At 41.7% G+C, this 14,923-nt stretch carries 11 protein-coding genes and 1 pseudogene; 7 read left to right on the top strand and 5 right to left on the bottom strand.

The genetic code is table 11. From position 1 onward, the window contains the following. Positions 1 to 288 (bottom strand): annotated as a pseudogene (locus tag M595_RS29290) (photosystem II q(b) protein); the annotation flags it as partial. A gap of 308 nt (positions 289 to 596) precedes the next feature. Between M595_RS29290 and M595_RS13995 the strand changes: the two are divergent. The 3 genes from M595_RS13995 to M595_RS13985 all read left to right on the top strand — a co-directional run bounded on the left by M595_RS13995 (position 597) and on the right by M595_RS13985 (position 6,241). Next, positions 597 to 4,307, top strand: a complete 3,711-nt coding sequence (locus M595_RS13995; RefSeq protein WP_040484103.1) for a CAAX amino protease — start codon at positions 597 to 599, stop codon at positions 4,305 to 4,307. Between the two features lie 89 nt (positions 4,308 to 4,396). After that, the gene (locus tag M595_RS13990) at positions 4,397 to 4,948 is read left to right on the top strand and encodes a Uma2 family endonuclease (RefSeq protein ID WP_023066942.1); all 552 of its coding nucleotides are present in this window, start codon (positions 4,397 to 4,399) and stop codon (positions 4,946 to 4,948) included. Positions 4,949 to 5,050: 102 nt separating this feature from the next. Further along, positions 5,051 to 6,241 (top strand): GNAT family N-acetyltransferase, encoded by a 1,191-nt coding sequence (locus M595_RS13985; protein ID WP_023066915.1) that lies wholly within the window; start codon positions 5,051 to 5,053, stop codon positions 6,239 to 6,241. 39 nt (positions 6,242 to 6,280) lie between these two features. Here M595_RS13985 and M595_RS13980 read toward each other — a convergent pair whose 3' ends face one another. Together M595_RS13980 and M595_RS13975 are read right to left on the bottom strand one after the other, a co-directional pair. Further along, on the bottom strand, positions 6,281 to 6,895 hold the full coding sequence (locus tag M595_RS13980) for an ExbD/TolR family protein (protein ID WP_023066927.1): 615 nt from the start codon (positions 6,893 to 6,895) through the stop codon (positions 6,281 to 6,283). Positions 6,896 to 6,991: 96 nt separating this feature from the next. Beyond that, positions 6,992 to 7,834: a MotA/TolQ/ExbB proton channel family protein gene (locus M595_RS13975; protein WP_023066890.1), complete on the bottom strand. Its 843-nt coding sequence runs from the start codon at positions 7,832 to 7,834 to the stop codon at positions 6,992 to 6,994. A gap of 239 nt (positions 7,835 to 8,073) precedes the next feature. On the opposite strand from M595_RS13975, the gene M595_RS32895 reads away from it, so the two are divergent. The 4 genes from M595_RS32895 (at position 8,074) to M595_RS13950 (ending at position 13,417) form a co-directional block, all read left to right on the top strand. After that, the gene (locus M595_RS32895) at positions 8,074 to 9,930 is read left to right on the top strand and encodes a PQQ-dependent sugar dehydrogenase (RefSeq protein WP_023066883.1); all 1,857 of its coding nucleotides are present in this window, start codon (positions 8,074 to 8,076) and stop codon (positions 9,928 to 9,930) included. 58 nt (positions 9,931 to 9,988) lie between these two features. Beyond that, the gene (locus tag M595_RS13960) at positions 9,989 to 11,473 is read left to right on the top strand and encodes an FAD-dependent oxidoreductase (protein WP_023066924.1); all 1,485 of its coding nucleotides are present in this window, start codon (positions 9,989 to 9,991) and stop codon (positions 11,471 to 11,473) included. 544 nt (positions 11,474 to 12,017) lie between these two features. Beyond that, entirely contained in the window at positions 12,018 to 12,692 is a 675-nt protein-coding gene (locus M595_RS13955; RefSeq protein WP_040484107.1) for a hypothetical protein, read from the top strand. Positions 12,693 to 12,910: 218 nt separating this feature from the next. Next, positions 12,911 to 13,417, top strand: coding sequence for a hypothetical protein (locus tag M595_RS13950; RefSeq protein WP_152983577.1), 507 nt, complete (start codon positions 12,911 to 12,913; stop codon positions 13,415 to 13,417). Between the two features lie 27 nt (positions 13,418 to 13,444). On the opposite strand, the gene M595_RS13945 is transcribed toward M595_RS13950, so the two are convergent. Both M595_RS13945 and M595_RS13940 read right to left on the bottom strand, forming a co-directional pair. Further along, positions 13,445 to 13,747: a hypothetical protein gene (locus tag M595_RS13945; RefSeq protein ID WP_023066941.1), complete on the bottom strand. Its 303-nt coding sequence runs from the start codon at positions 13,745 to 13,747 to the stop codon at positions 13,445 to 13,447. A 130-nt stretch (positions 13,748 to 13,877) separates the two neighbouring features. Further along, a complete protein-coding gene (locus M595_RS13940; protein WP_023066932.1) occupies positions 13,878 to 14,492 on the bottom strand; it encodes a PEP-CTERM sorting domain-containing protein in 615 nt (204 codons plus the stop codon). Positions 14,493 to 14,923: the final 431 nt, after the last annotated feature.

Below are 14,923 nucleotides of genomic sequence, written 5' to 3'. Positions count from 1 at the left end.
GATGGGGTAGAAGTGAAGACCGATTGCGTTGGAAGAAGGAACAACAGCACCAGAGATGATGTTGTTTCCATACATTAATGAACCAGCTACGGGTTCACGGATTCCATCGATGTCCACCGGAGGTGCTGCTACGAAGGCTACGATGTAGCAGATTGTTGCTGTCAACAGGGTTGGGATCATCAGAACCCCGAACCAACCGATGTAAATCCGGTTGTTGGTGGATGTTACCCAGTTGCAGAACTGCTGCCATAAGCTGGCGCTTTCGCGCTGCTGTAAGGTAGTTGTCATAGTATGTATGATTGCTATTTGTTTTTCAAGGTTCGTCGGTAGGTGTTTGTTCCTGCCGTTGATACTATTATTAATCTAATTTGGAGATTTGTAAAGGAGTTTAACGAAAGTTTTTTAAATACAAACTATAAGAGAAACTAATATAAACCCCAAAAAAGCGTTAGAGTGTCTTTAGGCTAAGGATCTGAGGTGATCGTCCAAACAACAGATGATCCGTTCTGGCCCTGATCAAGATATCTTTAGCCTGAACCCGAATCCGAGAACAGAGACTGAATCGTTACTTTTATCCAAAATCATCATCGTTAGTCATGAACGAAACAACACTGTCACTATTTTGGCAACTCGTGGGCTGGGTATTCGCCCTCAATGCCGAGGCTTTCCGAGTCGTCAGCAGAGTTCCCCAAGGCTTAATCATCTCTATATTAATTGTCCTATTCGCTGGACTCTCCCAAGCGATCGCCCAAAGCATTATCCTATTTATCAACAAAGTTCAGCCCCTGCGGTTCGTTTTCAGCCTGCTGATCAACGCCCTGTTATTCGTAGCGGGTTTTTTATTCCTGGTATTCAGCACTTGGTTAATTACCCTGTTACCCGGAACCGTCAATGTCAGTCTGATTACCCTGATTAAAGTTTTGGGAATTAGCTACGCCACCTTAGTCTTTAGCTTTTTAGGGGCTTTACCTTATTTGGGTCTTCCCCTGCTGTCATTACTCTCGGTTTGGCATTTATTGGCACTTGTCGTTGGGTTTAGTGCTGTTACCGAAATCGCGGTTGAGAAAGGCTTAGGTTATGTTGTCTTTGGGTGGATTGTGCTACAGATCTTACAACAAACGGTCGGACGCCCCCTAGCCAACTTTGGTCGTTGGTTAAGCGATACGGTAGCTGGAGTAGACTTATCGACTCGTCGTCGAGATGTAAATAATCTCGTTCAAACTCGCGCCCAACAGTCCTCATCGGTTTGGCAAGAACAACTACGAGAACGAATTACAGAAATTCGGCAAACCCCTTATTCATCGGAATACAACTCACAAACAACAGTAACAGAAACTAAACCTCAACCCGCTTCGACTTCGACAGCAACATTTTCTCAACTGCCAAATCGAATAGAAAATCGGCCAACCCAAACCAACAAAACCGTAAAAACGATTCTCGGTTTATTCGGAATTGCCATTTTAACCTATATTATTATCATCTTTTTGCGACCGATTCGAGAATGGTGGTTTGGGTGGTACACCAGCCTACCGACCTTATTTCGGCTAACCTTTAAACTGGTTTGGATTGGTGTAATTGCCCTTGTTGTCGCCGGATTACTTGCCCCGTTAGAAACACTGGGTTGGTGGGCAGGGTGGTATGATGATCAAGTCGATACAACCGTTAATGCGGTCGAACTCGCCGAACCCGTTGCCGATCCTCAAACCATTTCTCGCTACATTGTGTATTTAGATGGTATTGGGAAATCGACCTTTGAATATTTACCCGATATCGAAGAATTTTTAAACACTTTAGCCCCGGCTTTACCCGATGATATGGCTTTAATTCGGGGAATCATGCCCTATTCTGTGTTAAATAATCCCCTAGATCAAGATCGACCTTTAGCTTTCTTGTGGAAACTCGTTGAAAAATCCCGATTAGCAAATCCTGCCAGTGTCTTAGGATTATTAATTAATATCCGTAATGTTTTAATTGTGGGAGTTTCAGCCGATAAACGCTACGGCCCTCTCTACAATCAAGGCATTGCTCAAGTTGTTTACAATGGCTTAGTTAAAAACGGCTATCGGCTTAACAGTAGCATCCCCATTACTTTAATTGGTTATAGCGGTGGCGGTCAAATGTCCTGTGCTTGTGCGCCGTTTCTTAAACGGGCTATCAGCGCCCCCATTGATGTCATTTCCTTAGGCGGCGTTATTAGCGGAAACTGTAATATTCTCAAACTTGAACATCTTTATCATCTTGTCGGAGACGAAGATGGAGTCGAACAAATTGGGCCGATTATGTTTCCCGGACGCTGGAAAATCTTTCCTTTATCTTACTGGAACCGAGCCAAACGACGAGGTAAAACTTCAATTTTTTCAATGGGGCCAGTCGGACATCAAGTTCCCGGTGGTATTCTTGACCCAGATTTAACGTTATCCGATGGTCACAGTTCTCTCGAACAAACCATTAACTACATTAAAAAGATAGTACAAGGCAATTTACTGCCGAAAATTGATTTAACTGCGGTTCAAGCCAGCAATTACGAACTCTATCGTCAAGCCGAATTTACTCGCCCCGATTATTATCCCATTGATCAGACTGTTAATTCCCATCTCTACAAACCCATTGGTACTTGGATGGGAAGATTAATCTTACCGAAATTGGAAGAACGTTCCCAAATTCGAGGGGTTTTATTTGAAGTTCATCACGCCGATACTGACTCTCAACACCTGGTCGGACAAGTGGTAAAGTTACGTTGGGCCGATCATCCCCAAGTTCAAAAACTGGTTAAAGCAGTTACTCAGGATGTTCATTTTAGTGCAGACGCTGAATATACCAGCAAATACGGGGGGCTAGTTCATCCGGTACGCCTGAACCATTGGCAATCTGTCGATCCGTTAGAATCTTTAGCCGGTTCTCATCCGGTGGATGATCTGATCATCATGCTTGAGGGTGGAGTTACAGTCGAAGAAGAACCCACAGCAACCTCTAACTATCCGGTCACGCTGCGAATTTATCACACTCCAATTCAAATTACCGGACGCTACTACGGCTTAATTCAGTTTGTCAGACCGATTAGCGGCACTGATCAATTCCGAGTGGTTCATTTTAACCCAATTTCCCGTCAGTTTGACGGTTTCCCAGAACAGGTGCGTTTACCTGAAGTCATACAAGCGCCAGCCTACGGAAGTTATCCTTCTACAACCCATAAAATCGAACAGTCGCCTTTAAACGAGACAGGTTGGTACATTTATGGCGCAAAAGATGCTAACGGACAGTTTGTGGTACAATCTCTCGCGCCTCGTTCTCTGTTGCGTCTCCAAGCAAATCAAGTTCGGTTTGAAAAATCCGCCGATCGCTACATTCGCAAAGAAGCTTGGGATAATATTGTCGCTCAAAAAGGACAAATTTCTTCTGTACTCTGTTTAAATCACAAAGATGAGTCTTCATCTGCCATTCAAAATGCGATCGCAGATTGGCAAGAAGGAGATCGCGCTTTGTTGCTTCACAGTTATGGCGGAATTGGCGGAAAAAACAAAGAACCTGCCGCATCCACTCCAATTTTCTTTGGACATTTTGCCTATGGGGTGGCCGAGGTTATTCGTGATCCCCTCGCGTCGGAATTGCGCTTTGAGATTAGTTATCATCAAGTTTACACCCACAATACCGACGGATTAATTGCCGGAACGCTACACTGGTCGAGGTACGTTGGCGATCGTCAATTCGGTTGGTTGGGAACTCGTCCGATCTGCGATATTTTAGTCAAACTGGATGCTTTTACCGGAGATTATAATTTTGATGGGGTACGGCGATCGCCACTGACGGAGATGTTATCGCAGTTGGAAGTAATGACCGCCCGCTATCGCATCGGAGACGGCACCGGAGGCACCTATGTAGGCCCGGCGAATAATTGTTCTCAAGACTCCAACCGGGCGTTATTTGCCAGTATTCAAAACATCAAAGCCGGTATAGAATCAAATCAAGATTGGTTAAAAAATTGGGCCAGTCGTCATCCCCAACAGGCCGAAGATTTTAACCAGTTGATCGAGTTGGGTATCGATCTCAAACGGCAACTCCAACCGTTTGGTCAACCCCGTTCAGACTGGGAAAATCAGGAATATAATCTCGGTACAACTCTAGAAGATGAACCCTTGAGAAATTTGGCGATGGGACTCAGCAGTTGGCGAACATTGCTTCCTCGCAAAGCCAGCGATACGGTTGTTCAAACGTTTCTCAAGTACAATGCTTGCGTGTGGGTGTTGCGAACTAATCAAATTGGCGGATATAACCCCAATATTGAACCCATTGCCCCCATTACACTTTAAAAAAGGGAACGGGGAATGATCAATTATCAATGATCAATCTTACCTCTTGCCGATTTTATTATTAATTGCAAAATAGGGAATTGTTAACAATGTCCAATTTAACCGTCAAAGATTTAGAAAAACTGCAAGCCGAACATCCGGATTATCGGATGGAATTAGTCAGCGGAGAAATTATATTTATGAGTCCTTCGGGGTTAGAATCAGAAGAAGTCGGGATTGAAATTGCAGCCCAACTGCGGAATTGGGTAAGACCCCGCAAATTAGGAAGGGTTTTGGGTTCGAGTGCGGGTTTTCGTTTACCGAACAAAGATGAAGATATTCGCGCCCCTGATGTTTCTTTGATCCTCGCTGAACGTTTACCTCGCACAACAGAAGACTACGCAGAGTTAGTTCCGGATTTGATGTTTGAAGTGAAATCTAAAACAGATAAAGTGTCAAAATTACGTCAGAAGATCCAGCAATTTCTAGAATTTGGAACTAAGGTTGGGGTGCTGGTCGATCCGAGAACTCGGACTCTAGAAGTTTATCGCCTCAATGTAGATAAGATTATACTGCGGGATGGAGATGTGCTAGAAGTGCCGGAATTACTTCCGGGTTGGGAATTACCGATTGAGGAAATTTGGGCGCCCGAGTTTAATTAAAAACCGCGATCGCGCTTTTGCTCTCAATGCACAACTCAGGTGGATTAGATTACCCTATAGATTAAATCGATAAAGATGCGTCCCCACAGATTTCTAAAAAACATGGTGAAACAGCTTACCTCGCCCTATTCTGCGACTTGGATTAGCAACCTATCCGAAATTCCCAAATCTGAATGGGATGCTTTGGCTTACCCCTTGAAAACGCCTTTTTTTGAGTGGGACTGGCTGCACAATTTAGAATCTTCTGGAAGTGCAACCGGACGTGCGGGTTGGCTTCCTCATCATCTCACCGTTTGGCGTGATGGTCAATTGGTGGCGGCCGCACCGTTGTATATTAAAAGTCACAGTCGCGGTGAATTTGTCTTTGATCATCAATGGGCAGATTTGGCTTATCAGCTTGGGGTGGAATATTATCCCAAAATGTTAGGAATGTCGCCGTTTACTCCCGTTGAAGGTTATCGGTTTTTAATAGCACCAACGGAAGATGAAGAAGAACTGACGGCTTTTATGGTGCATGAAATTGATCAGTTTTGTATTAACAATAAGATCTCGGGTTGTAATTTTCTCTATGTTGATCCCCAATGGAAAGTATTAATGGAACGGCAAGGGTTTATGGCTTGGTTACATCATAGTTATATCTGGACGAACCAAGGCTTTAATTCTTTTGATGATTATTTAAAGGTTTTTAATGCTAATCAGCGCCGGAATATTAAACGAGAACGCAAAGCGATTGCGAAAGCGGGATTGCAGCTTAAAACCTTAACTGGAGATGAGATTCCCAAGTCTTTATTTAGTTTAATGTATCATTTTTATGCCGATACTTGTGATAAGTTTGGCTGGTGGGGTAGTAAATATTTAACCCGAAAGTTTTTTGAACAACTCCATCACGACTATCGCCATCGAGTATTATTTGTAGGGGCATATAGTGAACAAGATGAACGAGAACCTGTGGGAATGTCGTTTTGTTTAACCAAAGGTGATCGCTTGTATGGTCGCTATTGGGGGAGTTATCAAGATATCGATTGTTTACATTTTAATGCCTGTTATTATTCACCGATAGAATGGGCAATTAATAACGGGATTCAAAGCTTTGATCCGGGCGCAGGTGGACGTCATAAAAAACGTCGGGGTTTTCCGGCAATGGATAATCACAGTTTACATCGATTTTATGATAACCGCTTGAGTAAGATTTTACAGTCTTATATCGGCAAAATTAATACAATGGAACAGCAAGAAATTGATTACACTAATCAAGATTTACCGTTCCGTCAAGAGGAGGAAAATAATCAGTAATTCAGGAAAAAAAGTAGCGATTAAAGAGTAGAAACGGCTTTATTCAAAACTATCTAAAGGGGCTGCATCTCCCGAACTCGGGGCGACTGGATTAGCCCCTGGTGAGTCTGTAGGTGGAGGAGATAATAAAAACGGGTTGGGGGGTGTATCTGAACCTTCTCCTGGAAAACTGGGAATCAGAGGATTTTCCGCATCGGATGAACCGGGAGTCAGCAAATTCGCTGGATCAGCTTCTGTTGGGACTTCTGCCGAACTGGGTAATGTAGCGAGGGCGACTCGTTCACCACCAACCGCCCGTAATTTATCTAAGACTTGAACGACATCATTATATCGGGCATCTTGTGGGGCATATAATACCATTAATCCACTTGGATTCCAACGCTTGAATCGTTTTAACGCCCGTTCTAATTGTTGATCGCTAACGGCTTGCTGATCAATGTAAGTTCTTCCCTGCTCGTCTATTCCGACAATCAGCATTTTTTGCATCTGAGTTTCACCCGTTGTCGCCTTGGGTAAATCAACATTAATGGCTTGCTGACGGGTAAGTTGAAGGGCTGCCAAAATAAAAAAGGTCAGAATACAAAAAACCACATCAATCAAGGGAAGGAGTTCTATCCGAGTGTCATCGGGAGAAGAATCAAAATTCAATTTCATGGGTTGTGAGTGGCTGGGTTTGTAGAGAAGTTGGGTAAAAGTTATTAAAATTTTTAGCAGAAAACGGAGTCTGACTGTCAATCAAACGGCTTAATTTTAGTTTTCGTTTCGTTTGTCGTCCTCCTCAATATATTCAGAAGGTTCAGATGATTGAATTTCAGTTTCTTTGTGATTCAAAGAATGTTCGATGTCTTGTTCTGATTTATCGAGATCTAGGGTCTGAGAATTATTGGTGTGATTGAAAGCATGATCCGTTTCGGCAGTCAACTCCTGTTGGGCTTCTTGTTCTCGAATCACTTGTAACTGAGATTGTACCTGGGGCCAGTCTTGACGATAGAGTAATTCTAACTCATTACCCACCTTACGAAACACCTTAATCTGACTGAAAGAAAGTGCCTGAAATAAACGATAAAACGTTAAGCTGATAATCGCCACAATCAAGCCTGTTGCGGTACTAATTAACGCTTCCCCAATTCCCAAAGTTACATCCGACGCCGAAGACGTTCCAATGTCACCCAAGCGAATTGAACCGAGAGAATTAATCAAACCCAAAACCGTACCCAACAACCCTAACATGGGAGAGAGGGCAATTACCGCTTCTAAAATTTTGTCACCCCGTCGCATAGAAGCTAGTTCATCATCGGCTGCGGCTTCTAACGCCAGTCGAAATAACTCCGGATCGGGATTATTTAATCGTAACGGTGCATACAGAAATCGGCCAACAGGTCGGCTACTCGCCTGACGGGTGGCTTGATAAGCAACTCCCCACTGTCCTCGACGCGCCGCATCTACAACTCGGTTGACAATTTGTTGTTCGCGAGTCAGAGTCGTTCCCCAAAACCACAACCGTTCAATAATCGTACTAACAGACAGAATTGATAATACTGCCAGAGGCCACATCGCTGGGCCACCTTTGGCAAAGATTTCTACAATATCCATAGATTAACACTCCTCTACAACAGGCTGAACCCCAGATTTAAACGTTGCAACTGTAAACCATATCCAACCAAAGCACCCTCAATTTTAATCCCTGACCCGCGATTGACAAGTCTAAAGAGAGAAACATCTTTTCTCGAACCTTTAGAAAGGCTAGCATAACTAGAATCAGGCAAAATGAGAAATCTTACGCTAAACTTTAACAGCATATCAGTTCTTTATTTCTAACTACACTTACTATCTTGACGGGTATAAATCCCGACGGGTTCTTTGATCTCACCTCGAACCCCGACATTTTTCAGATACAGGCAGATTTACTCTCGAACCTTCCGGGGGGGTTACGGGGTAAGAGAGGTGATGACCAGATTTTGGGGTCGGATGTTGCAGAAATCATTAATGGCAATCAAAATAACGACACGATAGCAGGTAATCAAGGCAATGATACCTTATTTGGCGGAAAGGATTCTGATGTTTTAACCGGAGATCAGGGTAATGATCTTCTCAGTGGAAATTTAGGCGAGGATCAACTATTTGGGAATTTGGGAAATGATACTCTCTGGGGTGGAAAACAAAATGATATTTTGAGGGGAGATGAAGGAAATGACTGGTTAAGCGGTGACTTAGATCAAGATACTTTGATTGGGGGTGAGGGAGAGGATATTTTTGTTTTGCATCAAGTGTTCAGCGAAACTAATATTACGACTCCTGATTTTATTACAGATTTTGAGATCGATTTGGATCAAATTGCACTCACCGATAATTTAACGGTTAATAATTTAAGGCTAGAAAGCGCCATGATTGGAGAAATTGTCGCAACATTAATTGCAGTTGAAAGTACAGGCGAAGTTTTAGCCACTGTCTCTGGTGTTTCGCCTACAGAGTTGAATAACGAACAGTTTATTGTATTAGCAGATAACAGCCCTATAACAACCGAAACTCTCAACCCCACCCCCATTCAAATTAATCTCGAAGAATTACCTCCACCCTACGCCACCCGAAGCGCGAGTAATTCTCCGCAAGTGATTCCAATTCCTGAAAATCCTGTTTTACAAGTTCCCCCTGGCTTCACGGTTAACGTGTTTGCAGAAAATTTAAACAACCCCCGATGGTTGGCGTTAACTCCGAGTGGGGATGTACTTGTCACAGAAACGCCCGATAATCGTATTCGTCTGTTGCGGGATGAAGATGGCGACGGCGATGCAGATGTTTCTAAAACCTTTGCCGGATCTGAAAATGGGTTAAACTTACCTTTTGGCATGGCTTTTAGTCAGGATGCTTTTTTTGTGGGAAATACCGGGGAAGTGCTGAAGTTTCCCTACAGCGTCGGTCAAGACCAACTCCAAGGTACTGGAGAAAAAATCGCGGACTTACCGGGTCAAGGCTACAATCAACACTGGACGCGCAACGTGGTGATTTCTCCCGACGGACAACAGCTTTATGTTTCTGTGGGTTCTGCCTCTAATGCTAGCCCAGAACCGCTTCCTCGCGCATCAGTACAAACGATCAATTTAGATGGTTCTAATCAACAAACTTTTGCTTGGGGTTTACGAAACCCGGTTGGATTAGATTTTCACCCGGTTACGGGTCAGCTTTTCACCACCGTTAATGAGCGGGATGGACTAGGTGATAATTTGGTTCCTGATTATTTAGCCGGGTTGAACTTTGGGGAATTTTATGGTTGGCCTTATGCTTATTTAGCGCCGAATAATATTGATCCTCGTCGTCAGGGAGAAAATCCCGATTTAGCCGCAAAAACAACAACGCCAGAGGTGTTATTTCAGTCTCATTCTGCGGCGTTAGGACTGCAATTTTATGATGGGGAAACGTTCCCCCAAAAGTATCAAAATGGTGCATTTGTGGCGTTTAGAGGGAGTTGGAACCGCGATCAAGGAACAGGGTATAAGTTGGTGTTTGTTCCTTTTGATCAACAGGGTCAACCCACGGGAGAATACGAAGATTTTCTGACGGGTTTTTTGATTGATCCTTCTATTCCGACCACTTGGGGGCGTCCGGTTGGTTTGTTAACAATGCCGGATGGTAGTTTACTGTTTACTGAAGAAGCGGGCGATCGCATTTATCGGATTCAATATCAAAATTAGAACGGGATAAAACCTGACTCTAACCCCATCTTTTCAGGAGAGGAATTTGGTAGGATATATGTCTACAGAAACTCAAAACTTAAAGCAAAAAGCCGTTATTGTAGGTGGCGGGCCTGCGGGTTTTGCGACGGCGTTAATGTTGGCAAAGCGGGGTTGGTCTGAAATTACCGTATTAGAAAAACGTCCCTCGGCTGATTTCTACGAACCGGATAAATCTTTCAACTATTTAATTGATGGTCGGGGGCAAAAATTTACGGATTTATTGGGTTTTACTGATAAATTATCAAAAATTGGGGTTCCCAATACCGAATTTTACTTAACAGAAATCAAAGCGGATGGAACTTGTAAAACTTCAAAAGTACCCGTAGTAGACCCCAACCGAAAAACGGCTTATTGGTTGCCCCGCCGAGCCTTTTTGCAGTTGCTTTATCAAGAAATTGAGGAAAATTGGCAGGATTCTATTCGGGTTGTATTCAATACAAAATGCGTAAAAATTGACCCGAGGGTTGAAGAAAACTTGGGAGAATCTAAACTAACCATTCTTACCCAAGAAATTAATACCGAAAACGTTTTCAAATTGGAAACCAATCTTTTAGTGGGTTGTGATGGAATTAACTCTGTTGTTCGGGAAACTTTAGATCACTGGGACAACTCGGGAACAAATCAATTTAAAATGCAGTTGTTTCCCTCTGCTAGTTCGGGTTTGAAATACAAAGTTTTGACCCTGCCGCCAAACTTTCCCCTCGATAATAATAAGTCTGAACGGGCAGTTTGTACAATGGCTTATGCGATTCGTTCAGCCTTTACGGACTCTCAGGGTGGTTTATCTCTGGGTATTTTACCGTTTGCTGACCCCAACGAACCCAGAACCGCAAATATTATCAGACAACCGGATGATCAAATTTGGAAAATACAAGACGGTGAACAGTTGTATAAATTCCTAGAATCCGCTTTCCCCCAGTTGCCAATACCTGAAATTGTATCGCCCGAAGAAAGCGAACGTTTTGCTAAAAGTGAAGGCGGATTTTTTCCCCCACCTCAATATTGTTCTGGGTTGCATTGGTTAGTATCGGCTAAAAATTATTCAAGTGGGGTGGTGTTATTAGGCGATGCCGTTCACTGTTTTCCCCCAGATATTGGACAGGGAGTTAACTCAGCATTAGAGGATGTTTCTATTCTCAATCAAGCCCTATCTCAAACGAATGATATCATCTCCGATGCTTTGCCACTCTATCAGTCTTGGCGTTCTCCCGATTTAAAACCTTTAACCCGTCTGGCTCAAACCGCTTTCCCCTGGCAATATAATCAAGATATTCTTCGCAAACGACTGTGGATGATTAACTTTTTGATCCGGTTTTTGTTGAGCCGAGGTTTACCTTTTATTTTCAGTCCTCCTGCTTTTATTTTAATACAAAATCATCAACTCAGTTATCGTGAAATCTGGAATAAGGCGGAAAAAACCAGCAAAGTTCTTTATTTATTGCTTGGGTTGATACTGGTGGGGAGTTTATTGACTTTATCTTTCGGCTATACTATAAGTTAGGCTAATCTGTAGCTGGGTTTAACTTCTAAAGTTTCTATCAATACCCCCAATTTTACAAAAATTAACTCAAGAATAATTCTCAATAAGCAACGAGCTTGCGTTCTTTCAGCCCTTATGGTATTCTAGACTGTGAAAATAATGCAGGATTGGTGTGACCAATAAGGGATTTTTCTCGGTTCTAACGCCTCAAACCCCGATTTTTCCGTGACTTTATCCCGTCGCACCCCCAAATTAACACCCTCATCTCAACCAACGACGCACCAATTTTTACCCCTCTTTTTTTAGCCGACTTGACAAAAATCTAGAAATGTGAATCGCTAATCATTATATAGAATCAAGTATAATTAAACATCGCAGTCTGATTTATAGGAAGTTTCAGGAATTCTCGATTCTGAAGATGTAGAGCTTTTTAACCTATCTGGGTATTTCTCTATTCATTCTAACCTTTAGGGGTGCAAAAAGCCAGCACCCGAAATCAATAGATTTCATGGAATTGAAATCTGCTGTAAATTTACCCGTTTACAACATTAATCGAGGGGAACCAATGAACTCTTTTGCGACAGTCATGACTTTGCTGCGAGAAAGACAGCAATTTTTAGAAGATATTCGTCACGGTGTTAAACTCAAGCCAAAACTTGTAAATTTATTCATCTCAAGCTCTGTTTTTTTTGGAATTTATGGTTTAATTATTGGTTCGTCAAGTAGCTTTTTACAGGCTATTTTTTCGGCGATTAAACTTCCCGCCCTTTACTTTTTAACGCTAATTATCTGTTTTCCCACATTATATTTTTTAAATGTGATGTTTGGTTCTAAACACAGCTTTGAACAGTATTTAACACTATTAATGACAGCGATGGCTGAAATTAGTGTTTTACTTTTGGGGTTTGCACCTGTCACTTTCTTTTTTATGTTGAGTACCCAAGACTATCAGTTTTTTAAACTTCTCAATGTTGGGAATTTTGCACTGACGGGATTTTTAGGAACAAAATTATTTTATGATGGAATGCAATTTATGTCAGAAAAAGATGCAGATGGTCAAAAGCTGCGTTTAAATATTTTGCGGTTTTGGTTAATCTTGTATGCTTTTGTTGGAAGTCAACTCGGGTGGACGTTAAGACCTTTTTTTGGTGCGCCCGGTGAACCGTTTCAACTGTTTCGGGAACAAGACAGTAACTTTTACATGAATGTTATAGAATCCCTGAGTCAACTTTTTCAATAAGCATGAACTCTGACTTGAATTCTTTGAAATTTTCTGAAGATGAACTAGATAATTTAATGGGTTTCTCTCCGGAGAGTTTAACTGTGAGTCTGTGTAGAAACGAGGTGATTAGACAGACGATTTTAGGGAAAATTTGGGGCGATTACAAAAAACTCTTTTCCTTGATTTCCACAGAGTTAATCAGTCTATTTCTAAGCCTGGTTTTAGCTGGTCCTCTGATGTTACTGTTACTTGACAGAACAATAACTCCTGATGTTCAAGCCACTCTCCCGTTTTTACTCAAAGCCATTGCTTTATCTATAGTGATCACATTAGGAGTTAATTTAGGAGTTGGGTTCAAACTAAAACCACTACGAAATGTTTTGTATTTAATGGAGGAAGTCAAGAAATATAACGATACCGTCAAAGCTGTTGAAATTTTAGATCAGTTCAGTAAAACCGAAAGCTTAGAAGACAAACTGGTAAACCGAGCAGAAGTCATTCAAGCCTTGCAGATTACCAGAAATAGTTTAGTCAGTGCCTTTCAAACTGAACGAATAATTCGAGAACATCAAGACTTTATTGATCGTCGTTATGAATTATTCGCTCACTTGGAAAACAACTTAACCACTTTAATGACCTTTAACGTTAACAACCAAGCCAACGAATACGGACAGTTACTTAATGAAGCCTTACAAATTGGGATGAGCGTTCATCGAGAAATTGAAAAATTAAAGCAAAATTAATGTAAAATCTATCCTCATCTCAATCTCTCAGAGGTGAGGATTTTTCTTTTCTTTAGGAATCAGACAAATTCCATGTACACCCATTGCTAAAATTGACAATCCAAATAAAACACCCACTCCCTCCGCAAAACAGTTAATCCGGTGACGGTTTTCTGCGGCTTGAGCGATATAAACTTCCGTTAGAGTGGATGCAGGATTTTCCGCAACTCGTTGAAAGTTCTGATGACTGACTTCTAACGCTATCCATTCTGGGAATAAATAATAAAGACTCACAGAAGTAACCGTTAAACCAGGGAGAATCACCAACAAGAGCAGAGATAATTGACGCATGAGTGAGTTTTCTCTTGAATTCAGTCAAGCCTAATTCAAATCCACAAAATTAAAAGGTCTCAACTCTCCACTATAGCTGAAACCTTTGTAGTTATTTTAGAAGATTGTTTGGCTAACTGTTGGTGTTGAATTAGCTGTTGCGACTCATCGCCTTCTTTCCAAAGACCATTCCACCGAGAGTTAATAATCCAAACAAAGTTCCGGGTTCAGGAACTTCTTGAGAGTCGGGAGTATCGGTGAATTGATTAGAAGCAACGAATACAGAGATATGAGAGATGGCTTGAGCTTTACCTTTTTTGTTAGTAGAAGTACCTATTGTATTCCACATACCCTCTAAAGCAGATCCAGCATCAAAGAAGTAAGCACTGTAACTATTGCTTGCTTTCAGGCTGATTACGAAGGGAGAAGAATTATCTAATCCGGTGATAGACCAACTTCCAGAAGTCTCTCCTTGACCGGTCATGTTGAGTGTAACGTCTGGGATAGAAGATGCTTCATCTGACTTGTCAGCTAATTCCCAAGTATAGTTACCAAACAAACCTCCATTGAGTCGGTCAATAAAATCACTATTTCCAGTATCGTTACCTGCATTAGCTCCATCAACGGCTGTTGCGTTAATACCATCACCTGCGGTTACATCGGATGTCTGAGCCATTGTTGCAGCGTTGGCATCTAATGCGGATAAGGACAAGACACTAGCAGCTACAACGGAAGAAGTTATTACGCCTGCAAATAAATTTTTCATTTAGACTGTTTTCCTTTAATAAAATTGAATTTACTCGCTTTGGGAACTCAACCTTGCGTTTAACTGTAGTTGCTTGTGTTCCCTCGCTTGTTATCTATACTACTCAATTTTAAGGGTGATTGTCTAGTTTTTTTTGATGTTTTTACTCTATCTTTACACAAAGTTTATAGGAGCTTAAAATTTAAAAATAATTACGTGAAACTACTATTTAGAAAGATTTTTATGATTTTTAATTGCTTGTTGAAAATACTGAAAATATAAAATTGTCAATCATAAAAGCCCGTAAAAAGCAGTAATTATTCGGAGATGCAAAAGTATATTTTTTTACACACACACCTAAGTACACCCGTACAAACCAAAGTTAGAGATGAACAAAATAATTGATCCATCCCCAAAATCTTCGGAGTTCAGTTTCAAAAAATAAGTATATT

Origin of the sequence: Lyngbya aestuarii BL J, assembly GCF_000478195.2 — a bacterium.
GTDB lineage: Bacteria > Cyanobacteriota > Cyanobacteriia > Cyanobacteriales > Microcoleaceae > Capilliphycus > Capilliphycus aestuarii.
The sequence above is the reverse complement of the archived record's forward strand: the minus strand, read 5'-3'. Positions and strand labels throughout refer to the sequence as shown.